This is a genomic window from Micrococcus sp. 140720015-1, assembly GCF_053627595.1.
In genome coordinates this window covers 288,884-314,386 of record NZ_JBSEYC010000004.1, presented here as the reverse complement: position 1 = coordinate 314,386, position 25,503 = coordinate 288,884, and the positions used below count along the sequence as shown (strand labels likewise).

The 25,503-nt window shown below is 74.5% G+C and carries 21 protein-coding genes and 1 tRNA gene; 14 read left to right on the top strand and 8 right to left on the bottom strand.

All coding sequences use genetic code 11. The features are described 5' to 3' along the window. The first annotated feature begins 51 nt into the window (after positions 1-51). Entirely contained in the window at positions 52-798 is a 747-nt protein-coding gene (fabG, locus tag ACUXPL_RS08770) for a 3-oxoacyl-ACP reductase FabG (RefSeq protein WP_454183263.1), read from the top strand. A gap of 37 nt (positions 799-835) precedes the next feature. Beyond that, the gene (locus ACUXPL_RS08765; protein WP_454183261.1) at positions 836-1,594 is read left to right on the top strand and encodes an SDR family oxidoreductase; all 759 of its coding nucleotides are present in this window, start codon (positions 836-838) and stop codon (positions 1,592-1,594) included. A 73-nt stretch (positions 1,595-1,667) separates the two neighbouring features. Here ACUXPL_RS08765 and serB read toward each other — a convergent pair whose 3' ends face one another. Next, the gene (serB, locus tag ACUXPL_RS08760; RefSeq protein ID WP_454183259.1) at positions 1,668-2,504 is read right to left on the bottom strand and encodes a phosphoserine phosphatase SerB; all 837 of its coding nucleotides are present in this window, start codon (positions 2,502-2,504) and stop codon (positions 1,668-1,670) included. An 86-nt stretch (positions 2,505-2,590) separates the two neighbouring features. Here serB and ACUXPL_RS08755 point away from each other — a divergent pair, with 86 nt between their 5' ends. From ACUXPL_RS08755 to ACUXPL_RS08730, 6 genes are all read left to right on the top strand, one after another. After that, positions 2,591-3,415, top strand: a complete 825-nt coding sequence (locus tag ACUXPL_RS08755) for an ABC transporter ATP-binding protein (RefSeq protein WP_454183257.1) — start codon at positions 2,591-2,593, stop codon at positions 3,413-3,415. Then, positions 3,412-4,257, top strand: a complete 846-nt coding sequence (locus tag ACUXPL_RS08750) for a sulfite exporter TauE/SafE family protein (protein ID WP_454183255.1) — start codon at positions 3,412-3,414, stop codon at positions 4,255-4,257. The genes ACUXPL_RS08755 and ACUXPL_RS08750 overlap by 4 nt, the downstream gene beginning before the upstream one ends. Further along, positions 4,250-5,092 (top strand): TrmH family RNA methyltransferase, encoded by an 843-nt coding sequence (locus ACUXPL_RS08745; protein ID WP_454183253.1) that lies wholly within the window; start codon positions 4,250-4,252, stop codon positions 5,090-5,092. The genes ACUXPL_RS08750 and ACUXPL_RS08745 overlap by 8 nt, the downstream gene beginning before the upstream one ends. 109 nt (positions 5,093-5,201) lie before the next feature. Beyond that, on the top strand, positions 5,202-5,459 hold the full coding sequence (locus ACUXPL_RS08740) for a type B 50S ribosomal protein L31 (RefSeq protein WP_002855042.1): 258 nt from the start codon (positions 5,202-5,204) through the stop codon (positions 5,457-5,459). 103 nt (positions 5,460-5,562) lie between these two features. Continuing rightward, positions 5,563-6,621, top strand: a complete 1,059-nt coding sequence (locus ACUXPL_RS08735) for a lipoate--protein ligase family protein (RefSeq protein WP_454183251.1) — start codon at positions 5,563-5,565, stop codon at positions 6,619-6,621. Between the two features lie 46 nt (positions 6,622-6,667). Then, on the top strand, positions 6,668-7,639 hold the full coding sequence (locus ACUXPL_RS08730; protein ID WP_454183249.1) for a hypothetical protein: 972 nt from the start codon (positions 6,668-6,670) through the stop codon (positions 7,637-7,639). 94 nt (positions 7,640-7,733) lie between these two features. Here the strand turns inward: ACUXPL_RS08730 and pepN are convergent, their stop codons facing one another. Continuing rightward, on the bottom strand, positions 7,734-10,382 hold the full coding sequence (gene pepN, locus ACUXPL_RS08725) for an aminopeptidase N (RefSeq protein WP_454183247.1): 2,649 nt from the start codon (positions 10,380-10,382) through the stop codon (positions 7,734-7,736). A 103-nt stretch (positions 10,383-10,485) separates the two neighbouring features. Next, on the bottom strand, positions 10,486-11,730 hold the full coding sequence (gene glgC / locus ACUXPL_RS08720; protein ID WP_002855045.1) for a glucose-1-phosphate adenylyltransferase: 1,245 nt from the start codon (positions 11,728-11,730) through the stop codon (positions 10,486-10,488). A gap of 113 nt (positions 11,731-11,843) precedes the next feature. Here glgC and glgA point away from each other — a divergent pair, with 113 nt between their 5' ends. Next, positions 11,844-13,040: a glycogen synthase gene (glgA, locus tag ACUXPL_RS08715; protein WP_454183245.1), complete on the top strand. Its 1,197-nt coding sequence runs from the start codon at positions 11,844-11,846 to the stop codon at positions 13,038-13,040. A gap of 79 nt (positions 13,041-13,119) precedes the next feature. On the opposite strand, the gene ACUXPL_RS08710 is transcribed toward glgA, so the two are convergent. Then, positions 13,120-15,243 carry an acyl-CoA dehydrogenase family protein gene (locus ACUXPL_RS08710; RefSeq protein WP_454183243.1) on the bottom strand — a complete coding sequence of 708 codons (2,124 nt, stop codon included), beginning with the start codon at positions 15,241-15,243 and terminating at the stop codon, positions 13,120-13,122. After that, positions 15,240-15,953, bottom strand: coding sequence for a TetR/AcrR family transcriptional regulator (locus ACUXPL_RS08705; RefSeq protein WP_454183241.1), 714 nt, complete (start codon positions 15,951-15,953; stop codon positions 15,240-15,242). The genes ACUXPL_RS08710 and ACUXPL_RS08705 overlap by 4 nt, the downstream gene beginning before the upstream one ends. A 117-nt stretch (positions 15,954-16,070) precedes the next feature. Between ACUXPL_RS08705 and ACUXPL_RS08700 the strand changes: the two genes are divergently transcribed. The 3 genes from ACUXPL_RS08700 to ACUXPL_RS08690 are packed head-to-tail and all read left to right on the top strand — an operon-like array spanning position 16,071 to position 19,692. Continuing rightward, positions 16,071-17,414, top strand: a complete 1,344-nt coding sequence (locus ACUXPL_RS08700; RefSeq protein WP_180535602.1) for an acetyl-CoA C-acetyltransferase — start codon at positions 16,071-16,073, stop codon at positions 17,412-17,414. Between the two features lie 32 nt (positions 17,415-17,446). Continuing rightward, positions 17,447-18,796: a 3-oxoacyl-ACP reductase gene (locus ACUXPL_RS08695; protein ID WP_255168812.1), complete on the top strand. Its 1,350-nt coding sequence runs from the start codon at positions 17,447-17,449 to the stop codon at positions 18,794-18,796. A 2-nt stretch (positions 18,797-18,798) separates the two neighbouring features. Beyond that, entirely contained in the window at positions 18,799-19,692 is an 894-nt protein-coding gene (locus tag ACUXPL_RS08690; RefSeq protein ID WP_454183239.1) for a MaoC family dehydratase, read from the top strand. 64 nt (positions 19,693-19,756) lie between these two features. Here ACUXPL_RS08690 and malQ read toward each other — a convergent pair whose 3' ends face one another. Further along, positions 19,757-23,245, bottom strand: a complete 3,489-nt coding sequence (gene malQ / locus ACUXPL_RS08685; protein ID WP_257643107.1) for a 4-alpha-glucanotransferase — start codon at positions 23,243-23,245, stop codon at positions 19,757-19,759. A 106-nt stretch (positions 23,246-23,351) separates the two neighbouring features. Next, positions 23,352-23,435: transfer RNA gene (locus tag ACUXPL_RS08680), tRNA-Leu, on the bottom strand. Between the two features lie 116 nt (positions 23,436-23,551). On the opposite strand from ACUXPL_RS08680, the gene ACUXPL_RS08675 reads away from it, so the two are divergent. After that, positions 23,552-24,877, top strand: coding sequence for a M20/M25/M40 family metallo-hydrolase (locus ACUXPL_RS08675; RefSeq protein WP_406890922.1), 1,326 nt, complete (start codon positions 23,552-23,554; stop codon positions 24,875-24,877). 53 nt (positions 24,878-24,930) lie between these two features. On the opposite strand, the gene ACUXPL_RS08670 is transcribed toward ACUXPL_RS08675, so the two are convergent. Then, the gene (locus ACUXPL_RS08670) at positions 24,931-25,170 is read right to left on the bottom strand and encodes a DUF5703 family protein (RefSeq protein ID WP_010078677.1); all 240 of its coding nucleotides are present in this window, start codon (positions 25,168-25,170) and stop codon (positions 24,931-24,933) included. Positions 25,171-25,263: 93 nt separating this feature from the next. Between ACUXPL_RS08670 and ACUXPL_RS08665 the strand changes: the two genes are divergently transcribed. Continuing rightward, positions 25,264-25,482, top strand: a complete 219-nt coding sequence (locus ACUXPL_RS08665) for a hypothetical protein (RefSeq protein WP_036315190.1) — start codon at positions 25,264-25,266, stop codon at positions 25,480-25,482. Positions 25,483-25,503 lie beyond the last annotated feature (21 nt).

The window sequence follows — 25,503 nt, the reverse complement described above, 5'->3', positions numbered from 1 at the left end:
GCGCCGCGCCGGTGCTCCAGTCTAGTCCCGTCCCGTCCGGAAGGTGTTCCCATGGCCGATCAGACCACCACGCCCGCAGCGGACGCGCAGGCCGCCGGCCGCAGCGTCCTCGTCACGGGGGGCAATCGCGGCATCGGCCTGGCCATCGCCCGGGCGTTCGCCGCGAACGGCGACCGGGTGGCCATCACCTCCCGCTCGGGGGAGGGGCCGGAGGGGGTCCTCGCGGTCCGGGCCGACGTGACGGACGCGGCCTCCGTGGACGCGGCCTTCCGCCAGGTCGAGGAGGCCCACGGTCCGGTCGAGGTGCTCGTGGCCAACGCCGGCATCACCCACGACCAGCTGCTGCTGCGCATGTCCGAGGACGACTTCACCTCGGTGATCGACACGAACCTCACCGGCGCCTTCCGCGTGGTGCAGCGCGCCACCAAGGGCATGATGCGCCTGAAGCGCGGCCGCATCGTCCTGGTCTCCTCCGTGGTGGGCCTGCTCGGCTCGCCCGGCCAGGTCAACTACGCCGCCTCCAAGTCCGGCCTCGTCGGGATGGCCCGCTCGATCACGCGCGAGCTCGGCGCGCGCGGCGTGACCGCGAACGTCGTGGCCCCCGGCTACATCGACACCGAGATGACGCAGTCCCTCGACGACGGGCTCAAGGCCCAGTACAAGACGTCCATCCCGGCCGGCCGCTTCGCCGCCCCGGAGGAGGTGGCCGGCGTCGTGCGCTGGCTGGCCTCGGACGAGGCCGCGTACATCTCCGGGGCCGTGATCCCCGTGGACGGCGGCCTGGGCATGGGCCACTGACGACCACCGACCGCTGAGCAGACAGGAAGCACAGAACATGACCGAGCAGGACCTGGCCGGACGCGGCGTCGTCGTCACCGGCTCCTCCCGCGGCATCGGCGCCGCCACCGCCGAGCTGCTGGCCGCCCGCGGCGCGGGCGTCGTGGTGAACTACCGCCAGAAGGCGCCGCGCGCGAACAAGGTGGTGCAGAGGATCGTGGACGCCGGCGGCCGCGCCGTGGCCGTGGGGGGCGACGTGACCGTCGCCGAGGATCGGGCCGCGCTGCTGGACGCCGCCGTGGAGCACTTCGGCTCGCTCGACGTGCTCGTGCTCAACGCCTCGGGCGGCATGGAGTCCCAGTTCGGCGAGGACTACGCCATGAAGCTCAACCGCGACGCCCAGGCCGCGATGGTCGACGCCGCGCTCGAGCGCATGGGCGCCGGCGGGCAGATCGTGTTCGTGACCTCCCACCAGGCGCACTTCATCGACGAGGTCGCCACGATGGACTCCTACGAGCCCGTGGCCCGCTCCAAGCGCGCCGGCGAGGACGCCCTGCGCGAGCGCATCCCCGCGTTCACCGAGAAGGGCGTGGGCTTCGTGGTGGTCTCCGGCGACATGATCGAGGGCACCATCACCGCCACCCTGCTCGACCGTGCCGAGCCCGGTGCCATCGAGGCCCGCCGCGAGGCCGCCGGCAAGCTCTACTCCGTGGAGGAGTTCGCCGCCGAGATCGCCTCCCTCGTGGGCCGCGAGGACCTCGAGGTCGGCCACACCGAGCTCGTGGGCGGCGCCGAGGACTTCCTCGGGCGGAACTGAACCGCAGCACACCCCTGACGGCGAGGGCCGGATCCGTGGGATCCGGCCCTCGTGACCTCCGGGCGCGGGCGCCTCAGAGACCGAGGAGCCACCGCAGGGGGGTGAAGGAGGGCACGTCGACGACGACGTCCGCGTGCTCCCGGAGGATCGGCTTCGCGCACAGCGCCACGCCGCAGCCGGCCGCCTCGAGCAGGTCGATGTCGTTGGCGCCGTCGCCCACGCCGACGGCCTGTTCGAGGGTGAACCCCGCGTCCTCGGCCCAGGCGCGCAGCATCGCGGCCTTCGCCGCGCGGTCCACGACGTCGCCGACCACCTTCCCGGTCAGGTGCCCGTCCCGCACCTCGAGCTCGTTGGCGCAGTAGGCGTGCACGCCCCACGCCTCGGCCAGCGGGGCGAGCACCTGGGTGAAGCCGCCGGAGACCGCGCACACCCGGCCGCCGGCCGCGGTGACGGCCTCGATCAGCGCGAGGGCTCCGTCGGTGGGGCGGATGGCCCGCACCACGTCCGCCACGACGCCCACGGGCAGCCCCGCGAGTGCCTCGACGCGCGCGTGCAGCGAGGCGGCGAAGTCGAGCTCACCGCGCATCGCGCGCTCCGTCACCTCGGCGACCTCGGCCTCGCGGCCGGCGTGGGCGGCGAGCAGCTCGATGACCTCCTGCCGGATCAGCGTGGAGTCCACGTCCGTCACCACGAGGGGCGCCGGTGCGGCGGCGACCGTCGCCGACAGCGTGTGCACGTCCCATCCGGAGCCCGGCTCGGGGGCCGCCGCCCACTCGTCCGCGGCGAATCGCCAGCCCAGCAGGCCGTCGTCGGTGAGGCGTTCGGCGTCGTCCGGCACGCCGACCGGGGGCGCGTCCGTGACGAGGAGGGCGGGGTCGGCGGTGACGACGAGGCGGCGCAGGGTGCTCATGCGCGGCATCCTAGGCGGGGGTGTGGGCGCGGCCGGGCGTGCGTCGCATCGGCGACGCGCCGGCCGGCCGGACTAGGCTGGCCCCCATGACCACCCCCGCGCCTCCCGACGACTGGTTCCTCCCGGATGAGGACGCCGTGCTGCAGATGCGCCGCGTGCGCGTGCGCCGCGGCGCCACCGACATCCTCGGCCCCCTGGACTGGACGGTCCGCGCGGGGCAGCGGTGGATCGTGATGGGCCCGAACGGCGCCGGCAAGTCGACACTGCTCCAGCTGGCCGCGGCCCGCCTGCACCCGACCGCCGGCGACGTCGGTGTGCTGGACGAGGTGCTCGGCGCCGTCGACGTGTTCGAGCTGCGCCCGCGCATCGGCCTGTCCTCCGCCCAGCTCGCCGCCCAGGTGCCCGCGAACGAGACCGTGCAGGACGCCGTCGTCACCGCCGCCTACGGGATCACCGGCACGTGGCGCGAGCGGTACGAGACGGAGGATCGCGCCCGCGCGCTCGGCCTCGTGGCGACCTGGGGGCTCTCCCGCCTCGCGCACCGCGCGTTCGGCACCCTCTCCGACGGTGAGCGCAAGCGCGTGCTCATCGCCCGCGCCCTGATGACCGACCCCGAGCTGCTCCTGCTGGACGAGCCCGCCGCGGGCCTGGACCTCGCCGGGCGGGAGGACCTCGTGCGCCAGCTGACGGCGCTCGCCACGGACGAGGACGCGCCCGCGCTGGTCCTCGTCACGCACCACCTCGAGGAGGTGCCCCCGGGCTTCACGCATGCGCTGCTGCTGCGGGACGGCAACGTCGTGGCGGCCGGGCCCATCGAGTCGACGCTCACCGCGGAGCACCTCTCCGCGGCGTTCGGCACGGACCTGAAGGTGACCCGCACCGGCGGTCGGTACACCGCCGTCGCCCGGTGACGGGGCTGCTGACCGTGCAGCTGCTGGGCATGGACCTGTGGCAGGTCCTGCTCGTGCTGCTCGCGGGGTTCTGGGCCGGCACGATCAACTCGGTGATCGGCTCGGGCACGCTCGTCACCTTCCCGACGCTCGTGGCGGTCGGGTTCCCGCCCGTGACGGCCCAGGTCTCCAATGCGATGGGCCTGGTGGCCTCGGGCTTCTCCGGCACGTACGGGTACCGCCGCGAGCTGGCCCAGTCCCGGGTGCTCCTGCCGACGCTGACCGTCGCGTCCCTGTTCGGCGGGGTCATCGGCGCCGCCCTGCTCACCACGCTGCCCCCGGCCGTGTTCGGCTACGTCGCGCCGGTGCTGCTCGTGGTGGCCCTGACGGTCGTCGTGCTGCAGCCGCGCATCCAGCGGTGGGTCCGGCGTCGGGCGGAGGACCAGGGGCCGACTCCCGGCGCGGACTCTCCCGTGCCGGTGGGCCCCGTGACCCCGACGCTGTGGACGCTCGTGTTTCTGACCGGCATCTACGGCGGCTACTTCGTGGCCGCCCAGGGCGTCATGCTCATGGCGATCTTCGGCGTGCTGCTGGTGGGCGGCACCCTCGTGCACGCCAACGCGGTGAAGACGTGGCTGTCGCTGGTGGTCAACCTCACCGCCGCCGCGTTCTACCTGGTCTTCGCCTTCGACCGCATCGACTGGCGGGCCGTCCTGTTGATCGCGCTCTCCTCGCTCGTGGGCGGGCTCGTGGGCGCGAGGATCGGGCGGCGCATCTCGCCGACGGCGCTGCGCGTCACCATCGTGATCGTGGGCCTGGCCGGGCTGGTGGTCATGGTGATGCGGCAGGTCTCGGGTGGGTGAGGGCGGGACCCGCGAGGTGCGCCTGGAACGGATCGAGGACCTCGCCGACCCCCGCCTGGCCCCCTACACGACCATGACGGACGCGGCCCTGCGACGTCGCGTCGACGCGGAGCACGGCGTCTTCCTCGCCGAGTCCTCCCAGGTGGTCCGCCGCGCGCTGGACGCCGGACACGCCCCGCGCTCCTTCCTGCTGGGGGACCGCTACCGCGGGTCCTTCGCGGACGTGCTCGCCGCCCATCCGGAGGTCCCGGTCTTCACCGGACCCGACGATGTGCTCGAGGCCCTCACCGGGTTCCACCTGCACCGCGGCGCCCTGGCCGCGATGGACCGCCCCGCACCCCGGCCGCTCGCCGACGTCCTCGCGGGCGCCCGGCGCGTCCTCATCGCCGAGGACCTCGTGGACCACACGAACCTGGGCGCCGTGGTGCGCTCCGCCGTCGCCCTCGGCTGGGACGCGCTGCTGCTCACCCCTCAGGCCGCCGACCCGCTGTACCGGCGCGCCATCCGCGTCTCGATGGGCACGGTGTTCCGCCTGCCGTGGGCACGCCTGCCCGGTCCGGTCGCCGCGTCGCTGCCTGCGCTGCGGGCGGCCGGGTTCGCGGTGGCCGCCCTCGAGGTGACGGAGCGCGCCGTGGGCCTGGACTCCGCCCGGATCGAGCCGCTGCGGACCGCCGAGCGCCTGGCCCTCGTCCTCGGCCAGGAGGGGCCGGGGGTCCGGCCCGAGACCCTCGCCCAGACCGACGCCGACGTCGTCATCCCCATGCCCGCCGGCGTCGACTCGCTGAACGTGGCGGCGGCCGCGGCGGTCGCGCTGTGGGAGCTGCGCGCGCGCTGACCGGCCCGGGTGCGGTAGAGTGGGCGGCTGGCCCGCCGTCCGGCGGACCCCCTGACCACACCTCTCGCGCCCCTGGTCCCAATCAGGCGGCTGACACGAAGGATGCACCATGAAGTCTGAGATCCACCCGGATTACCGCTACGTCATCTTCAACGACCTCGCCTCCGGTGAGAAGATCCTCACCCGCACCACCGCGAACTCCGACAAGACCGCGGAGTGGACCGATGGCAACACCTACCCGGTGATCGACGTCGAGATCTCGGCCGCCTCGCACCCGTTCTACACGGGCAAGCAGCGCATCATGGACACCGCCGGCCGCGTCGAGCGCTTCAACGCCCGCTTCAAGGGCTTCGGCGGCAAGAAGTGACCGCGGCGGCCTGAGCCGCACGCCCACCACGACGACGGGCCCCGCGTCCCCGGAGCGATCCGGGCGGTGCGGGGCCCGTCGCGTCGCCCGTAGGCTGACGGGCATGACGACTCTCCACGGTGAATACAAGGTGATCGGCGGCAAGCTGGTCGCGGCGGACCTGAGTCTCGCGGACGGCCGGATCGCGACCGCGAGCATCAACGGCGACTTCTTCCTCGAGCCGGACGAGGCGCTCGAGGACCTCAACGCGGCGGTGGCCGGGCTGTCCGCGGACGCCGAGCACCGCGTCATCCGGGAGGCCGTCGAGCGGGGTCTGCGACCCGAGGCCGAGCTGTTCGGCGTGGACGCCTTCGCGGTGGCCTCGGCCGTGCGTCGGGCCCTCGGCAAGGCGACCACGTGGGAGGACCACGAGTGGGAGGTCATCGCGCCAGAGCCGATGCCGATCGCGCTGACCGTGGCCCTGGACGAGGTGCTCACCCGGCAGGTGGCCGAGGGTCGGCGCAAGCCGACCATGCGCCTGTGGCAGTGGAACGAGCCGGCCGTGGTGATCGGCGCCTTCCAGTCGCTCGCCAACGAGGTGGACCCCGAGGGGGCGCGGCGCCACGGCATCAACGTGGTGCGGCGGATCTCCGGCGGCGGCGCGATGTTCATGGAGGCGGACAACTGCGTCACGTACTCGATGCACGTGCCGTCGTCGCTGGTCGACGGGCTGGAGACGGCGGAGACCTACCCGTTCCTGGACGAGTGGACCATGGACGCGCTCTCCCGACTCGGCGTGCACGCGTTCTACCAGCCGCTCAACGACATCGCGACGGACCAGGGGAAGATCGGCGGCGCCGCGCAGAAGCGGGTGGGCACGGCCGGTCTCCTGCACCACGTGACGATGAGCTATGACATCGACGCGGACAAGATGCTCGAGGTGCTGCGCATCGGCCGGGAGAAGCTGCGCGGCAAGGGCGTGGCCTCGGCGAAGAAGCGCGTGGACCCGCTCCGCCGCCAGACCGGCGTCTCCCGCGCCGAGATCTGGGAGACCATGATGACCACCTTCGAGGAGCGCTACGGCGCCCGCCGCGTCGAGCTGGACGAGGCCACTCGCGAGGAGGCCGAGCAGCTGGCCCGCACCAAGTTCACGACCCCGGAGTGGACCGCGCGGGTGCCGTGACCGGCCCGGCCGGGGCGTGGGGCGGCCGGCGTGGCAGGATTGGCGCATGAGCGACGACGACGCCGCGCCCGCCCGCCTGGTGGCGCGCTCCGACGCCCCGGCGAGGCCGCGGACCACCGTGGCCGTGGAGTGCGTGCTCGAGCTGGAGCTCGCCGACGGCCGGCGCGTGCCGCTGCTGACCGACCACGGGTGGAGCTCGAGCGCCGGCTGGGACGGGCTCACCCCGTCGGAGGTGGCCGAGACGGCCGTGACGGTCACCGGCCCGGACGAGCCCGCCCCCGGGATGACCGCCGCCCAGGAGGAGGAAGCCCACTGGGAGCACCTGGCCGCGCTGGCCAGGGCCGCCGGAGTGACGATCCCGGCCGGCGCGCTGCGGGCGCTGCCGCTGGAGACGGAGGCCTCCGCCGCGCTCGAGGCGCTGGCGGCGCGGGGCCGGGACCGAGCCGAGGCGCTCACCGCCCTCCTGGGCCTGCCCGAGGAGTCCCTCGGCACCCGCCCGCCCGAGGACGCGCTCGGCGCGAAGGCGGTCGCTGGACTTCAGAGGGCGCTCGCCGAGCGGGTCGGCGCGGACCCGGACGCGTGGAGTGTCCCGGGGGTCGTGCCGGTGCCGGAGTCGACGGACGCCGCGCCCCCATTCGACGCAGGACGGAACGGCGGGCTGACGGTGACGCTGCTGCACACGACCGCCGTCGTCGCCGGTGACGCTGCCCTGCTGGGGCGCCTCCGCGGGGCGCGCCTGGCCGACGTCGTCGACCCCGCGGCCCTGGGCGCGCGCCTGGGCCGCGAGGGCGAGCAGGTCGAGGAGCGGTGGATCCTCGCCGCCGACATGAACGCGCTCTCCTTGAACCCCCGTGGCGGGGCGGAGCACCTGGCCCGGCACGCGGGCCTGGTGGCGGCGCTGCGGGAGCGGCCCGTCGTCGTCGAGACCGCGGCGGCGGGGGACCGGGCCGCCCTGCGCGCGGCGAACGAGCTGGGGCTGCGCCGCGTGGGACGCGAGCTGCGGTTCCTGGTCCGCTGACGGATCCGCACGCCCCCGGGAGCCTCCCGTCTCCCGCACGAAAGAGGTGGGGGAGGCTCCCGTTTCCCACACGAAAGCGGGGGACTTGGAAGCGTCAGGCGGTCGGCTGCACCGCCTGCACGCGCAGGGACCGGCGCAGGGCGTCCGTGTGCTCCACCACCAGGCGCCGCAGGGCCCCCGGGGCGTCGGGGTGCTCGTCCAGCCAGCGCTGGGCCGCGGCCAGCGTCGGGTGCGACTCCTGCGCGTCGGCGCCGCCGGCCACCGCGTCCTGGCGGCCCGGGAACAGCCCGCCGATCGCGCGCGAGGCCAGCCCGTTGGACCGGGAGGCCCACACCGAGGTCAGGCGCGGCCAGAAGCCGGACTCGTAGGGGGCGAGGAGCTCGACCTCGCCCGCGGCGAAGCCGGCCGCCGTGGCCGAGAGCAGGTCGTTGGACAGCTCCGTGCCGGTGGCCGTGCGGCCGGACATGACCGCCTCCCACGCCGCGGCCTTGACCTCGGCCTCGGGGCGGGCGGCCGCGGCGAGGCGGTGCCACGTGACCGTCTGGGCGGTGCGGCCGGCCTCGAGCTCCGCGTCCAGACGGTCCTGGCCGGCCCGGCCGGTCGCGGCGAGGGCCTGGAGCACGAGCCAGCGCAGCTCCGCGTCGATCGCCAGGCCCGGCGCCGACGTCGCCGCGTCCTCGCCGAGCAGGGCGGCCTCGAGGGCCGCGGCCATCCCGACGTCGGCCCGTGCCAGCGTCGCCCACGTGCGGGCCGCGGTGCGCTGGCGGTCGGAGCCGGCCTCGAGCGTGCGGGTCTGCTCGGCCAGGACCTCGCCCAGCCGGGCCCGCAGCGCGTCCCGGTCCTCGGCGCGGGCGTACTGGCCCACGGCCGCCGCGGCCTGCGCCAGCACCTGCGCGTGCACGCCCACGGTCGAGATCCGCGCGGACAGCGTCGCCACCGCGTCGAGGAACCGGGCGACCGGCAGCTCGCCGTCGCGGGTCATCGACCACAGGGCGGCCCACACGGTGGCCTCCGCGAGCGGGTCCGCGATGGGGTGCGTCAGGGCCGCACGCAGCGAGTCCGCGTCGAGCGCGACGGCGGCGTAGGTGAGGTCCTCGTCGTTGGGCAGCACGAGGCGGACGCCCCCGGGGACCTCGAGGTCCGGCAGGGGCACGGCCGCGCCCTCCGCCCCGCCCGGCACGTCGGCGGTGACCTGGGCGGTGCGGCGCAGGACGCCGTCCTGCCCGGGCGTGAAGACGCCGACCTTCAGCACGTGCGGGCGGAGGATCGGCCCGCCCGTGACCGGGTCGGTGCCCTCCTGGTGCAGCACCGGGGTGTCGCCGTCGACGTCGACCCGCAGCCGGGGCACGCCGGAGGTGTGCAGCCACGCGTCCGCCCACGCGCGCATGTCCCGCCCCGAGGCGGCCTCGAGCGCGGCCATGAAGTCGGCGAGGGAGGCGTTGCCCCACGCGTGGGCGGCGAAGTAGCGGTGCGCGGCGTCGAGGAACGCGTCACGGCCCACGTAGGCGGCCAGCTGCTTGAGCACGGAGGCGCCCTTGGCGTAGGTGATGCCGTCGAAGTTCTGACGGGCGGCCTCGAGGTCGACGATGTCCGCGACGATGGGGTGCGTCGTCGGCATCTGGTCCTGCACGTACGCCCAGGCCTTGCGGCGGGACGCGAAGGTCACCCACGCGGTCCGGAAGTCGGTGGCCTCGTCCACGCCGAGGGCGCCCATGTAGTCCGCGAACGACTCCTTGAGCCACAGGTCGTCCCACCAGTGCATCGTCACGAGGTCGCCGAACCACATGTGCGCCATCTCGTGCAGGATCACGTTGGCCCGGCCCTCGTACTGGACCGCGGTGGCCCGCGAGGTGAACACGAAGTCCTCGGTGAAGGTCACGAGGCCCGGGTTCTCCATGGCGCCGAGGTTGTACTCGGGCACGAACGCCTGGTCGTACTTGCCCCACGGGTACGCGACGCCGAACAGGTCGTGGAAGAACGTCAGCCCCCGCTTGGTCACGTCGAACACGGCCTCGGGGTCGAACGCGTCGGCCATCGTGCGCCGGGTGAACAGCCGCAGCGGCACGGCCTGCGCGCCACTGGCCGGGTGACCGTCCCAGGCGTCCTCCCACTGCGCATAGGGGCCGGCGAGCAGCGTCGTGATGTAGGTGGACTGGGGGAGCGTCGGGGCGAACTCCACCCGGACGACGCCGTCCCCGGCCGGCGTCCGGGACACCTCCGGCCGGTTCGAGGCCAGCACCCAGTCCTCGGGCCCGGTGAGGGAGAAGGTGAAGGCGGCCTTGAGGTCCGGCTGCTCGAAGTCCGGGAACACGCGGCGCGCGTCGGCGGGCTCGTACTGGGTGTAGAGGTAGACCTCGCCGTCGGCGGGGTCCGTGAAGCGGTGCAGGCCCTCGCCCGACCGGGAGTACACGGACCGGCCGACCAGCTCGACCACGTTCTGCGCCGCGAGGTCGGGCAGCAGCACCCGGGCCTCGCCCACGACCTCGGCCAGGTCCAGCGCCGTGCCGTTGAGGGTCACCGACTCCACACCCCCGTGGATCCAGTCCAGGTGGGTCTGGGCGCCCGGCTCGGCGCACGCGAAGCGGATCACGGTGCGGACCGGATAGGTGTCGGTCGCGGCGTCCCGGGCGTCGGAGAGGTCCACGTCCACGACGTAGTCCTGCGCCGTGAGCAGGCGGGAGCGGTCCGCGGCCTCCGCGCGGGTGACGTTGGTGGCGTCGAGGTCGGGGGTGGTGTCGGTCAAGGCGAGCCTCCGGTCGGGGATCCAGCGGGGACGGCGACGCGCGGACACACCGGGGCGTGCCCGCGCGTCGGCGGTGGTCCGGGACCGGCGGCCCGGGGCCGCGTCAGTGCGGCTTCGGGACGGGCTGGCCCTTGGAGAGCACCGTCAGCCCGGATTCTGTCACGGTGTAGCCGTTCGCCTCGTCCTCGGCCCGGTCGAAGCCGATGCGCGCGCCCGGGGGCACGACCACGTTCTTGTCCAGGATCGCGTTGCGCACGTGGGCCCCCTCGCCGATCACGACGGAGTCCAGCAGCACCGACTGCTCCACCCACGCCTCGTTCTGCACGCGCACGTCCGTGGAGAGCACGGACTGGGCCACGGTGCCGCCCGAGATGACCACGCCCTGCGACAGGATCGAGTCGTTCGCCGAGCCGGGACGGCGGGTGGACGAGCGCACGAGCTTGGCGGGCGGGGAGACGGACTGGCGGGTGTAGAGCGGCCACTCGCGGTTGTAGAGGTTGAACTCCGGCCACGGCTGCACCAGGTCCATGTGCGCGTCGTAGTAGGAGTCCAGGGTGCCGACGTCGCGCCAGTAGTGCTTGCCGGCCGTGCCCCCGGGCACCTCGTTGGCGGTGAAGTCGTACACCCCGGCCTCGCCGCGCTCCACGAACAGCGGGATGATGTCCCCGCCCATGTCGTTGTTCGACTCGGGGTTCTCCTCGTCCTGGTTCAGCGCCGCCACGAGGGCGTCCGTGTCGAACACGTAGTTGCCCATGGAAGCCAGGAACTGCGTGGGGTCGTCCGGCAGGCCGGGGGTCGTCTCCGGCTTCTCCACGAACGCCGAGATCCGCGTCCTGTCCTGCGGGTCCGTCTCGATCACCCCGAACGAGGAGGCCAGCTCGAGCGGCTGGCGCACCGCGGCCACGGTCGCCTTGGCGCCCGAGGCGATGTGCTGGTCCACCATCTGCTGGAAGTCCATGTGGTAGACGTGGTCCGCGCCGATGACGACGACGATGTCCGGCCGTGCGTCGTGGATCAGGTTCATGGACTGGTAGATGGCGTTCGCGCTGCCCGTGAACCAGTCCTTGCCCCGGCGCTGCTGCGCCGGCACGGAGGCCACGTAGTTGTTCAGCAGCGTGGACATCCGCCACGTCTCGGAGATGTGGCGGTCCAGCGAGTGCGACTTGTACTGCGTCAGCACCACGATCTCGCGGTACCGGCTGTTGACCAGGTTGGACAGCGCGAAGTCGATGAGGCGGTACGTGCCGCCGAACGGGACGGCCGGCTTGGCACGGTCGGCCGTCAGCGGCATCAGGCGCTTGCCCTCACCGCCCGCCAGCACGACCGAGAGGACCTTCTTCTGCACCATCTGCGTCACTCCTCGTGAGCCGGGTCGTCGCGACCCGCACGCGTGCTCGGGGCGTGCGGGGCATCCGTGCCGCCAGACTATCGACCCCCGCCGGGCTGAACTAGGTTGGGGGCGTGCGCATCGACATCGTGAGCAAAGAGTTCCCCCCGTCCATCTACGGCGGAGCCGGCGTCCACGTCGCCGAGCTGACCCGCGTCCTCGCCTCCCGCGCCGACGTCCGCGTCCACGCCTTCGGCGAGCCGCGCGACCCGGACTACCACGGGGCCCGCGTCCTGACGTACCCGAACCCGCCCGGGTTCGACGCCGCCAACGGGGCCGTGCAGACCCTGGCCACCGATCTCACGATCCTCGGCGACCTCGAGGGCGCCGACGTCATCCACTCCCACACCTGGTACGCCAACCTGGCCGGCCACCTCGGCAAGCTCCTGCACCAGGCCCCCCACGTCCTTTCCGCGCACTCCCTCGAGCCGCTGCGCCCCTGGAAGGCGGAGCAGCTCGGCGGCGGCTACGCCCTGTCCAGCTGGGCCGAGCGCACGGCCTACCTCGGGGCGGACGCGGTCATCGCGGTCTCGGACGGCATGCGGCGGGACATCCTGGCCTGCTACCCGGACGTGGACCCGGCGAAGGTGCACACGGTCCACAACGGCATCGACACGCAGGTCTGGACCCCGCAGACCGGCACCGCCGCACTGGAGAAGTACGGGATCGACCCGGACAAGCCCTCCGTCGCGTTCGTCGGCCGCATCACGCGCCAGAAGGGCGTGCCCCACCTGCTCCGTGCGGCCCTGCGGCTGCCGGAGGACGTCCAGCTCGTGCTGTGCGTCGGCGCCCCGGACACCGCGGAGCTGGCGCACGAGGTCAACGAGCTGATCGCCGAGCTGCGGCGCACCCGCCAGGGCGTCGTCGTGATCGAGGGGATGATCCCGCGCCACGAGGTGATGGAGATCCTCACGGCCGCCACCGTGTTCGCCTGCCCCTCGGTCTACGAGCCGCTGGGCATCGTCAACCTCGAGGCGATGGCGTGCGGCACCGCCGTCGTCGCGTCCGCCGTGGGCGGCATCCCGGAGGTCGTGCAGGACGGCGAGACCGGCCTGCTCGTCCCCTTCGAGCAGGTCGACGACGGCACGGGGGCGCCCGTGGACGAGGAGGGGTTCGCCGCCGACTTCGCGGCCGCGCTCACCCGCGTCGTGGAGGACCCGGAGCGCGCCCGCGCGATGGGTGAGGCCGGCCGGACCCGCGCGATCGAGCACTTCTCGTGGGAGACCATCGCGGAGCGCACGATCGAGGTCTACGAGGGCGTGCTGCGCTGAGCCCGCCCGGCCGACCACGCAGACGGGCCCCCGCCACCGCGAGGTGACGGGGGCCCGGTGCGTCCGGGGACGGCCGCGGTCAGCCGCGGCGGCCCCGCGCCGCCTTCTCGCGGGCGCGCACGGCCTTCTCGTCCTCCGGCTCCTCGCCGGCGGCCCGGCGGGCCGTGAACCAGGCGTGGGCCTCCTCCTGCCGCTGGGTCTCGGCGTCCGTGGCCACCGCCATGCGCAGGTGCTCGGGCTCGAGGCCGAACGCCTCGACGAGCTCGAGGGCGAAGGGGCGCAGCCGCTCGGCGAGCCGGTTGACATAGCCGCGCAGGGCCCGGGCGCGCTGGCTCGAGACGCGGCCGTGGGCCACGAACCAGCCGAGGTCGTCCTCGATGAGGCGCAGCGCGAAGAGGTCGCGCAGCCACGTCAGGACGGTCTTCGTGGTCTCATCCGTGATGCCCTCCAGGGCGCGGGTGAAGGCCTCCCACTGCAGCAGCTCGCCGTGGTTGCGGGCGGCCTCGATGAGCTCGTGCTGGCGCGTGTTGAACGCCTCCGCCTGGGCCGCCTGGCCCTTGCCCCGGGCCCCCGAGAGGGTGCCGGCGACGTCGGCGGTCTTGGCGCGGACGCGCTCGGTGAGCAGCTCATGCTGCACGGCGGGGTCCTTGAACCAGTTCGCGGAGCGGCGCTCGGACCCGCCGTCGGCCACGGACTGGACGGCCTTGTGCAGGCCCGCACGGTGGAGGGCGTCCGAGGCCTGGTGGACCACGTAGCGGGAGACGGCGCCCACGTTGAGACGTCCGAACTCCTTCGAGTAGTCGGTCAGCAGACGCTTGCCCACCAGCTGCAGGAGCACCGTGTTGTCGCCCTCGAACGTGACGTACACGTCCAGGTCGGCGCGCATCTGGGCCACCCGGTTCTCGGCGAGGAACCCGGCGCCGCCGCACGCCTCGCGGGCCTCCTGCAGGGTGTCCAGGGCGTGCCACGTGGTCAGCGGCTTCACGGCCGCGGCGAGCGTCTCGAGCTCCTGCCGGTCCACGTCCGTGTCGGAGCGGCCGGAGAAGACGTCGTCGAACTTCACGACGAGCTCGTTGGAGGCGAAGGCGTCCGCGTAGGCGCGGGCCAGGCGGTCGATGAGGCGGCGCTGGTGGTTCTGGTAGTCCAGCAGCACCTCCTCCCGCTGCGGGTCGGAGGCGTTGAACTGGCGGCGCTGCTCCGCGTAGGCCAGCGCACCGTGCAGGCCGAGGAAGGAGGCCGTGGTGGCGGCGAGGGACAGGGAGACGCGGCCCTGGACGAGCGTGCCGAGCATCGTGAAGAAGCGACGCCCGGGGGAGGCGATGGGGGAGGAGTAGGTCCCGTCCTCGGCCACGTCGCCGTAGCGGTTGAGCAGGTTGGTGCGCGGGATGCGGACCTGGGTGAAGTGCAGGCGGCCGTTGTCGATGCCGTTCAGCCCGCCCTTGAGGCCGTCGTCCTCGCCGCCCACGCCGGGCAGGAAGGCACCCTCCTCGTCCCGGATGGGGACGTAGAAGCAGTGCACGCCGTGGTTGACGCCCCGGGTGATCAGCTGTGCGAAGACCGTGGCCGCCCTGCCGTGCAACGCGGCGTTGCCGAGGTAGTCCTTCCAGGCGCCCTTGAACGGCGTGTGGATGACGAACTCCTGGGTCGCCTCGTCGTACGTGGCGGTCGTGGCGATCGAGGCGACGTCCGAGCCGTGCCCGATCTCGGTCATGGCGAAGGCGCCCGGGACGCTCAGGTCCATCGCGCCCGGCAGCCACCGGCGGTGGTGCTCGGCGGTGCCCAGGTGCAGGATCGCCGAGCTGAACAGGCCCCACTGCACACCGGCCTTGATCTGCAGGGAGGGGTCCGCGAGCACGAGGTCCCCGAAGGCGGAGAGGTTGCCGCCGTGGTTGTCCTCGCCGCCGAACTCCCGCGGGAAGGCGCGGTGGACCGCGTTGCGCTCCACGAGGACGCCCAGCTGCCGCAGGACGCGGGCCCGGTGCTCGTCCATGCCGAGCAGCGGGTCGCGCCACAGGGCGGGGTCCTTCGCGAGCTCGCGGGATTCGCGGCGCTCGGCGGCCCAGCGGCCGAGGAGGGCCTCCTCGAGGGCCGCGGCGTCGAGGGAGCCGGGCGTCGGGCGCTCGGGGGCGATCTCGGCGACGTCGGAGGGGACCTCGGTGCTGTGCGTCGGGGACTGGGGGGCGAGCTTCTCGTGGACGGTCATGACGATGCTCCTGTTCGTGAGTGGGGGCGGGCGCGGTCGGCGTCCGCCGCCGCGGGGTCGAGGGAGGCGCCGGGCGCGGCTCCGATGAGGCCGGTGAGCAGCCAGTCGGCGATGGCGCGGGCCATCGCCTCGACCGGGATGCGACCGGCGGCCGGGGTCCGCAGCCAGGTCTCGGCGGCGGCGCGGACGAGGCCGACGGCGGCGCGCGGCCACAGGGCGAGCGGGTCGGCCGGCGCCGGGACGTGGCCCCGCGCGGCCATCCCGCGCGCCAGGCCCGACTCGAGCACGGCGTAGACGCGCTCGAGGAACGGGCCCAGCACAGGGGCCTCGGCCGTGGCGGGGGACGGGGCGACGGCGAACGCGTACACCTCGGGCGAGGTCGCCGCGACGGTGAGGTACACCTCGACCATGCGACGCAGCGCCTCGGGCTCGGAGACCGGCTCGTCCGCGACCTCGAGCAGGCGGCGCTCCATGTGGGCGGTGACCCGCTCGGAGACCGCCAGGCGCAGGCCCTCGCGGTCGCCGAAGTAGCGGTAGTAGACGGTCTTGGAGGTGCCCGCGTGGGACGCGATCTCCTCCATCGAGGCGTGTGCGCCCAGGGCGTGCACGGCCGCCCGGGCGGCCCGGACCAGTTCCAGACGGCGCTCGGCGCGGTGCCGGTCCCAGCGGACGCTGCGACCGTCGCGGGCGGTGGACGTGACGGGGTTCACGAAACCGAGCGTATCAGGTACTGTGCGTCACAGTCACCCATCCCGAAGACGTCCGTATCGTCCGGGGTGGCACGCCCCCGCCGCGCCGGCGGCGGGCCCGCCGTCGAGAGGACCGCCATGACCCACCACGAGACCCCCGCGTCTGAGACCGCCTCCCGCCCCGCCGTCGCCGGTGGAGCGCTGCGCCCCGCCGTCATCCTGGGCGGCAACCGCATCCCCTTCGCCCGGGCCAACACCGCCTACGCCGAGGTCGGGAACCAGGAGATGCTCACGGCCACGCTCGACGGCCTCGTCGCGCGGTTCGGGCTCCAGGGCGAGCGCATCGGCCAGGTCACCGCCGGCGCCGTTCTCAAGCACCCGCGCAACTTCAACCTCACCCGCGAGGCCGTCCTGGGCTCCGCGCTCTCCGCCGCGACCCCGGCCGCCGACGTCCAGGTGGCCTGCGCCACCGGCATGGAGGCCCTGGGCACCCTGGCCAACAAGATCCGGCTCGGTCAGCTCGACTCCGCCATCGGCGGCGGCGTGGACTCGATCTCGGACGCACCCGTCTCGCTCTCCGACGGTGCGCGCCGCGTGCTGCTGCAGCTGAACACCGCCAAGACCATGAAGGACCGCCTGCGCGCCCTCGCCCAGCTGCGCCCCGGCCAGCTCGTGCCCGAGCCGGCCGGTGCGGGCGAGCCGCGCACCGGCATGTCCATGGGCGAGCACCAGGCCCTGACCACCCACAAGTGGGGCATCACCCGTCAGGCCCAGGACGAGCTCGCCGCGGCCTCCCACCGGAACCTCGGCGCCGCCTACGCCGCCGGGTACATGGACGATCTGGTGACCCCGTTCCGCGGCCTGGCCCGCGACAACAACCTCCGCCCCGACTCCACGCCGGAGAAGCTGGCCGGCCTGAAGCCCGCGTTCGGCCGCCAGCTGGGGGACGAGGCGACCATGACGGCCGCCAACTCCACCCCGCTCACCGACGGCGCCTCCGCGGTGCTGCTCTCCTCCGAGGAGTGGGCCGCCGAGCGCGGGCTGCCCGTGCTCGCCGAGTTCGTGGACATGGAGAACGCCGCCGTGGACTTCGTCGACGGGCACGAGGGCCTGCTGATGGCCCCCGCCTACGCCGTCCCGCGCCTGCTGGCCCGGCACGGGCTCACGCTCGACGACCTCGACTTCGTGGAGATCCACGAGGCGTTCGCCGGCACCGTCCTGTCCACCCTCGCCGCCTGGGAGGACGAGGAGTACTGCCGCGAGCGCCTCGGGCTGCCGGGTGCGCTGGGCTCGGTGGACCGCGCCCGGCTCAACGTGCACGGCTCCTCGTTGGCGGCGGGTCACCCCTTCGCCGCCACCGGCGGCCGCATCGTCGCCCTGCTGGCCAAGATGCTGCACGAGAAGGGGGAGGGCTCCCTCGGCCTCATCTCCGTCTGTGCCGCCGGCGGCCAGGGCATCGTCGCCCTGCTCCGCGGCCGCTGAGCCGCGACCGACCCGACCCGAGAGGACCGACCATGACCGACCGTTACGGCACCTTCGTCGCCTCGCCCCTGGGCCGCCGCCTCACCGGCGCCCTGGGCCTGCCTCAGCCCGTCGAGCTGCGCCGGCACACCCCTGGCGACCCCGTGCTGCCCGGCTCCGTGCTCGTCCTGGGCGCGACCCCCGCAGCCGCGGACGCCCGCACCCTCCTGGCCTCGTGGGGCCTCGAGGTCGCCGACGCCCCCCGGGAGGGCGCCCGCCACGCGGCGATCGTCGCGTGCTTCGACGGGGTCGCCACGCCCGCGGACCTCGGCGCGGTAGCGCTGGAGATCGGCGGCGCGCTGCGCTCGCTGGGCTCCTCTTCGCGCGTGGTGACCGTGTTCGAGGACCCCGAGGCCGCCACGGACCCGACCCTGCGCGCCGCCCGCCAGGGCGTGACGGGCCTGACCCGCTCCATCGCGCACGAGATGCGCCGCGGCGGCACGGCGAACGGCCTGGTCCTGGGCGAGGGCGTGCCGCTCACCGCCCCCGGTGCGGCCGGCGCGCTGGCGTTCCTGCTCTCCGGCCGCGCGGCGTACGTCTCCGGCCAGTTCGTGCCCGTCGCCACCGCCGACGGCGCGGTCCCCGCCGACGCGGCGCGCCCGCTGGCCGGCAAGGTCGCCGTGGTCACGGGCGCCGCCCGCGGCATCGGCGCCGCCATCGTGCGGACGCTCGCCCGCGACGGGGCCGTCGTCGTCGGCGTGGACGTCCCGGCGGCGGGTGAGGCGCTGGCCGAGGTCGTGAACGAGGTGGGCGGCACCGCGCTCGCCCTGGACATCACGGCGCCGGACGCCGGCGCGCGCATCCTCGAGCACTGCCGCACCCGGCACGGCCGGATGGACGTGGTGGTGCACAACGCCGGGATCACCCGGGACCGGATGCTGGCCAACATGGACGCCGCGCGCTGGGACTCCGTCCTCGCCGTGAACACCACGGCCCAGCTGGCCATGAACGAGGCGTTCCTCGCCGAGGACGCCCGGGACGTGGCGGGCCATGGGCTGCGCATCGTGGGCCTGGCCTCCATCTCCGGCATCGCGGGCAACCGCGGCCAGACGAACTACGCGGCCTCGAAGGCCGGGGTCATCGGCCTGACGGCGGCGTCCGCCCCGGTCCTCGCGGCCCGCGGGGGCACGATCAACGCGGTGGCCCCGGGCTTCATCGAGACCGAGATGACCGCGAAGATCCCGCTCGCCACGCGCGAGGTGGGCCGGCGGCTCAACGCGCTGCAGCAGGGCGGCCTGCCGCAGGACGTGGCCGAGACGGTGGCCTGGCTCGCCTCGGACGCCGCCGGCGGCACCAACGGGGCCACGCTGCGGGTCTGCGGCCAGTCGAAGCTGGGGGCGTGAGGATGCGGACCACGCAGCTGTCCGCCCCGCCCTCCCTCGGCCGGCTCTACGTCCGGGCCGCGGGGCAGGCCGCCACGGACGCCGTCGTCCGTCGGCGCCGTCCCCGCGAGCTGCCGGACCGTCAGGTGGTCGTGACCGGCCACCGCATCCCGGCCGAGGCCGTGACCGCGTGGCGCGGGGCCGTCGGGTCCGCGGATCCGGCGGACCTGCCCTCGGTCCTGGTGCACACCCAGGTGTTCGGTGCCGCCATGGAGCTGATGGCCGACCCCGAGTTCCCGCTGCCCCTGCCCGGGCTGGTGCACCTGAGCAACACCGTCCTGCACCACCGGCCCGTCCCGGCTGAGACCGCCCTGCGCGTCACCGCGCGTGCGGTGGGTCTCGTCCCGCACCACGCGGGCACCGCGGTGGACGTCGTCGTGACCGTCGAGGGGCCCGGCGACGACGGCGGGGAGGCACTGCTGTGGGAGGGCGTCTCCCGGTACCTCGCCAAGGGCGTCCACCTCTCCGGCCTGCGTCCCGAGCGGCCCGCCCGCCCGGACTTCGTGCCCCCGACGCCGACCGCCCAGTGGCGCTTCGGCACGGGGGCCGGGCGCCGGTACGCGGGCGTCTCCGGGGACTGGAACCCGATCCACCTGACCGGCGTCTCGGCCCGTCTGTTCGGCATGAAGGGCGCGATCGCCCACGGGATGTTCCTGGCCGCCCGGATGCTCGAGGGCCGTGAGCCGGCCGGCGCCGGCTTCCGCTGGCACATCGACTTCGAGGCGCCCGTCGTGCTGCCGACCACCGTGGCCGTCCGCTACGAGCCCGGGCCCGACGGCGGCACGCGCGTGTGCGGCTGGGATGCGCGGCGCCGGCGCCCGCACTTCTCCGGGGAGATCACTCCGCTCGGGCACTGACGGCCGGGCCGACGCGTCGGCCCGCCGGGACCTCCCGTCCCGGCGGGCCGGTGACCGCCGCGGCTCAGGCGTCCAATCCGGGCGACCGCGGCGGCACGGCGGCGACGGCCTCGAGCAGCCCGTCCGCGTAGGCCTCCCACGAGTGACCGGCGGCGTGGCGCACGGCGCCGGGCCCCAGCGCGGCCCAGGCGGCACGATCCGCCAGGATCTCGGCCAGGGCATCGGCCCACGCCTCGGGGGTGCCCGCCGTCACGTGGCGGCCGGACACGCCGTCGAGGACCGCGTAGACCAGTCCGCCGACCCGGTGCGCCAGCACGGGCGTGCCGCAGGCCTGTGCCTCGAGGGCGACCAGGCCGTAGGTCTCGGACGCGCTCGGCATCGCCACGACGTCCGCTGCCCGGAACTGGGCGGCCAGGGCGGGCGCGGGCACCGGCCCGGAGAACGTCACCAGGTCGGCGACCCCCTCCCGCGCGGCCAGGCCCGCCAGGTCCAGTCCGTCGTCCCCCGAGGCGGCCCCGTTCACGTGCAGGCGCACCCCCGGGTCGGCGCCCGCGCCACCGGCCCGCTCGCGCAGCACTCCGAGGGCGGCCACGAGCAGGTGCGGGCCCTTGTGCCGCTGCACGCGGCCGGCGAACAGGACGCGCAGGGCCCCGTCGTCGTCCGGGACGCCCGGCCATTGCGCGGCGCCCTCCGGCGTGAACGTCTCGAGGTCGGCCCCGGGGGGCAACACCCGGGTGCGGGCGCGGGGCACGTCCAGCAGCTCGCGCAGGTCGGCGACCTCGGCGGCGGAGTTGACCACGAGCAGGTCGGCCCGCTCGACGACCTCGCGCTCGGCCTCGATCCGCGCGGCCGGCTCGCGCAGCTCGGGGTCCTCGAGCATCTTCGCCGCCGCCGTGGTGTGCATGGTCTGCAGGTACGGGGCGTGCGCCGCCCGCGCCAGCGCCGCGGCGGTGGGTCCGGAGAGCCAGTAGTGGCCGTGGACGAACGCGACGGGCGGGGCGTCCGCGCCACCGAGGACGGGGCCGCCCGGCACGGCGTCCGAGGCGAGCCAGTCCAGGGCCGCGCGGGTGAACTCGGCGCCGAGTCCCGCCAGCTCCTCCTTGGGCACGGGAGCGGACGGCCCGGCGGCGAGGTCCACGACCGTGACCGGCGGGGCCTGCCCGCCGGCGTCCACCATCCGGACCCGTGCGCCGTCCGCTCCCACCGGCTCCTCCGCCCGGGTCAGCAGGATCATCCGCACGCCCCGGCGGGCCAGGGCCACGGCGGCCTGCCGCACGTAGACGTTCATGCCGCCGGCGTCGCCGCGGCCGGGCTGGGCCAGGGGGGAGGTGTGCAGGCTGACCCCGATCCCCACCGGCACGGACGCCCGCAGTTCGGCGTCCACGGCGTCGAACAGCCGGGCCGCCGACGCCGAGTCCGCCAGGTCCTCGACGGAGACCATCCGTCCGGCGCCGTCGCCGAGGGGCACGGTCCAGTTCGGGTACTGGTCCTGGAGGGTGCCGGGCTGGTTCTGGATGCGCCGCTCGCCCACGGCGTCCACGAGCGCCACGCTGTGCAGGGCCGAGGGCGCCTGCGCGAGCAGGCGGTGCAGGGCCACGATCTGGCGTTCGCGCACCTCGGGGCCGGCATCGGGGACGTCCACGTCCGCCTCGGCGAGCAGCCCGCGCCGGGCCGCGGCGGCGAGGAACGCGCGCACCTCCTCCGCCGACCGGAGGCGTTCCTGGGCGACGTCCACGGTGTAGAGGCCCAGCCGTTCGCGCAGGTCCACCTGGACTCCCTCGAGGTAGCCGGCCGTGGGGGGCAGGTCGTGCGTGTTCACCGCCGCCATGGCCAGCCGCCGGTAGCGCTCCGGCGGGGTGGGCTCGCCGTCCTCCTGCTCGAACCAGAGGATCGACGTGCCGAGCACGCCGGCCTCGGCCAGGCGGCGCTGCACCCACGGCTCGAACGTGCCGAGGTCCTCGCCCACCACGACGACGCCGGCGCGCTCGGCCTCGAGCGTGAGCACGGCGAGCATCGCCTCGTGGTCGTATTCGACGTACGCGCCCTGGGTGGCGCCGGCGCCCTCCGGGATCCACCACAGGCGGAACAGCCCCAGGACGTGGTCCATGCGGATGCCGCCCGCGCCGCGCAGCACGGTGCGCAGCATGTCCCGGAACGCGGCGTAGCCGGTCTCGGCCAGGCGGCGCGGATGCCAGGGGTGCTGCGACCAGTCCTGGCCCAGCTGGTTGAACAGCTCGGGCGGCGCGCCGACGGACATGGTCGGCACCAGCACGTCCCCGAGCATCCATGCGTCCGCGGTCTCGCGGGTCGCCCCGACCGCCAGGTCCACCATGACGCCCATGCGCATGCCGGCCGCCCGGGCCCGCTCCTGCACGCCAGCGAGCTGCTCGGCGGCGATCCACTGCACCCAGCGGTGCAGGTCGACGTCGGTCGCGCGTTCGACGCGGACCCGCTCGGCCTCGACCCCGCCCGGCGCCCACGCCGGGTCGGCGAGATCGGGCCCGGTGCCGTCGCCGTCCAGGCGCAGGACGGACCAGAGGGCGAAGTCGTCCAGGCCCGGGCCGGCCTCGGCGCGGAACCGCGCGTAGGCGGCCTCGCGCTCGGGGGAGCGGGGCACCTCGTGCACGCGGCGCAGCGCGGGCCACAGGACGGCGGCGACGGCGGCCCGATCGATCCGGCCGGTGCGCTCCAGCTCCGCCTGGACGCGGGCGCCGGCCGACCGCAGCTCCGCCTGCTCCGCGGCGGGCAGGTCGGCGAACTCGGGGATCGAGGGCACGTGCACGACCAGCGCCGAGAGGAACCGACGGGAGACGGGGGAGTAGGGGGAGTCCGCCGGATGGGGGCCGGGCTCGACCGCGTGCAGGGGGTGCAGCAGCAGGAAGTCGGCACCGTGCCGGGCGACGATCTCGGCCAGGGACGCCATGTCCGCCGCGTCGCCGATGCCCCACGAGTCCGCCGAGGTCACCGAGTAGCCCTGCGCAGCCGCGCCCCAGCCGCGGCGCTCGAGGAAGGGACGCGCCGTGCTCAGCCGGGTCGGGGCGCAGACCAGGACCGCGGAGGCGGTGGAGCCGGAGCCACTGGTCACCTCCAGCCGGTGCCAGCCCGGGGCGAGGTCGGCGGGGATCTGCACGTGGACGCGCTCGCGCTCGACGCCGTCCACGAGGCGGACCTCGGACACCGGCTCGCTCACGCTCACCTCGAGGGTCCGCCCGTCCTCCGTGCGCACGCGGGCCACGACCGGCTCGCCCGCGGCCACGTGGCACGGCACGGACAGGCGGTGGCCGGACCGGGCGGCCACGGTGGGCGGGAGCACATCCCGCCAGGGGGCCGTCTCCGCCTCCTCCAGCGCCTCGGCCAGAGCGGCGACCCCGTCCGGACGGACCGACACCCCGAGGGCGGCGAGCACCTTCACGAGGGCCTCGTCCGGCACGGTCTGGGCCGAGCCGTCCTGCCCGACGTACTCGGGCTGCACCCCGTGGGCTCGCGCGAGCCGGTGCAGCAGTGCGGGGGCTTCCAGGGCCATCGGGTCCTCCATGCCGTCGTGCGGTTCCACCGACGGCGCCTGCCGTCGCACGGACACCACTCTAGAGGGGACGCCGGACCGGGGAACACGCAGGGCCCCGGTCGTGACGACCGGGGCCCTGCTGCTCGACGAGCGGTGCGCGAGGGGGGACTTGAACCCCCACGTCCTTGCGGACACAGCGACCTCAACGCTGCGCGTCTACCAATTCCGCCACTCGCGCTCATCGGTGGAGCCCTGGAAGAGGCTCCGTCGCCCACCGCGTTCCGGTCCTGTCCGGTCCGTCCCGCTCCGGGCAACTCGAGAAAGATAGCACGGGTTCGGGCTAGGCTCAAAACCATGGTCGAGAACATCGAGAACCCCGCCCGCTCGCGCCCCGAGGACCGCGTCGTGGAGATCTGCCGCGACCTCATCCGGATCGACACCACCAACCGCGGGGGCAACGTCTCCGTCGGTGAGCCCGAGGCCGCAGAGTACTGCGCCCGGCTCATGACCGAGGCGGGGATGACCCCCCGCTTCTTCGAGTCGGCGCCGGGCCGGGTCTCCGTCGTCGGGCACCTGCCGGGCTGGGATCCGGAGGCGCCGGGGCTCGTCATCCACGGGCACACGGACGTGGTCCCCGCCGAGGCGGACGAGTGGAGCGTGGACCCGTTCGGCGCCGAGCTCAAGGACGGCATGATCTGGGGGCGCGGCGCCGTGGACATGAAGGGCATGGACGCCATGGTGCTCGCGGTGCTGCTGCACCTGGCCCGCACGGGCCGCCGGCCGCGGCGACCCCTGACGGTCGCGTTCTTCGCCGACGAGGAGGCCGGCGGCGTCTACGGCGCACGCTGGGTCGTGGACCACCACCCCGAGGTGTTCGACGGGTGCACCGAGGCGATCTCCGAGGTGGGGGGCTTCTCCACCGAGGTGCACGGCTCGCGCGCCTACCTCGTGCAGACCGCGGAGAAGGGGCTCGCCTGGCTCAACCTCACCGCGGAGGGCGCCCCCGGGCACGGCTCGGCCCCGCACCCGGACAACGCGGTCACCCGGCTGGCCGGCGCCATGACCCGCATCGGCGGGCACGAGTGGCCGCTCGTGTACACCAAGACCACGCGCGCGCTGCTCGAACAGGTGGCCGAGATCATGGGCGTGGACTTCGACGAGACGGACCCGACGCCGCAGCTCGACGCGCTCGGGCAGGCCCGTTCCTGGGTGGCCGGCACCCTGCGCACCTCGTCCAACCCGACGGGGCTGACCGCCGGCTACAAGCACAACGTCATCCCGTCCTCGGCCACCGGCACCGTGGACGTCCGCCTGATCCCCGGGGAGGAGGAGTCCGCCCTCGCCACGATCGCCGAGCTCGCCGGCCCCGACGTGACCATCGAACCCGAGCACCGGGACGTCGCCCTGGAGACCCCCTTCTCCGGGGACCTGGTGGAGCTGATGATCGCCTCGCTGCAGGCGGAGGACCCCGAGGCCCAGGTGCTGCCGTTCATGCTCGGCGGGGGCACGGACAACAAGTCCCTCTCCCGGCTGGGCATCACCGGCTACGGCTTCGCGCCCATGCGCCTGCCCGCCGACCTGGCCTTCACGTCCCTGTTCCACGGCATCGACGAGCGGGTGCCCGTGGACGCGCTCGAGTTCGGCTGCCGGGTGCTCGAGCGGATGCTGGAGCCGCGCTGATCCGGGCCACGGGCGCAGACGACGGCCGGAGCGCCGTCGTCTGCGCCCGTGGCTCAGAGGGTCTGCAGGGTCGAGGCCACGCGCATCACGCGGCGGCGCATCCAGTAGCGGCGCGCCCCGTCGCGGTAGTGCACGGAGCGCTGCAGCTCCCATTGGCCGTACTCCGCGTGCTCCACGAGGCGCCGCCGGGCGTCGGCGAGGGACTCGTGGGGGGCGACCGTCATCACCAGGTACTCCCACTTCTGTCCGCGAGAGATCGCGTCGAGGGTCGAGGACATCAGCTGTTCACGCACCCGCCCATCCTGGCAGACGGCGTCGGGTCCGGCGGCCGGTCCCGCACGGCCCACCCCTGGCCGCGTCACCGGCCACCGGGTTACCGTTCACCCATGAGCTCTGACGCCCGCATGGCCCTCGAGGCCCTCACCACCGCCCTGAACGAACACCTCGTGGCCGCGCAGAACAAGCGGGGCGAGGACGACCCCGCCGTCGAAGCCGCCTTCTTCGCCGTGGCCGACGCCTTCGAGGCCTACGAGGACGCCCTGTACGCGGACACCGAGGAGGTCACCCCGCTCGACCTCTTCGACGACGAGGACGACGACGACTGACCGTCCTGCTCGTGACGGACC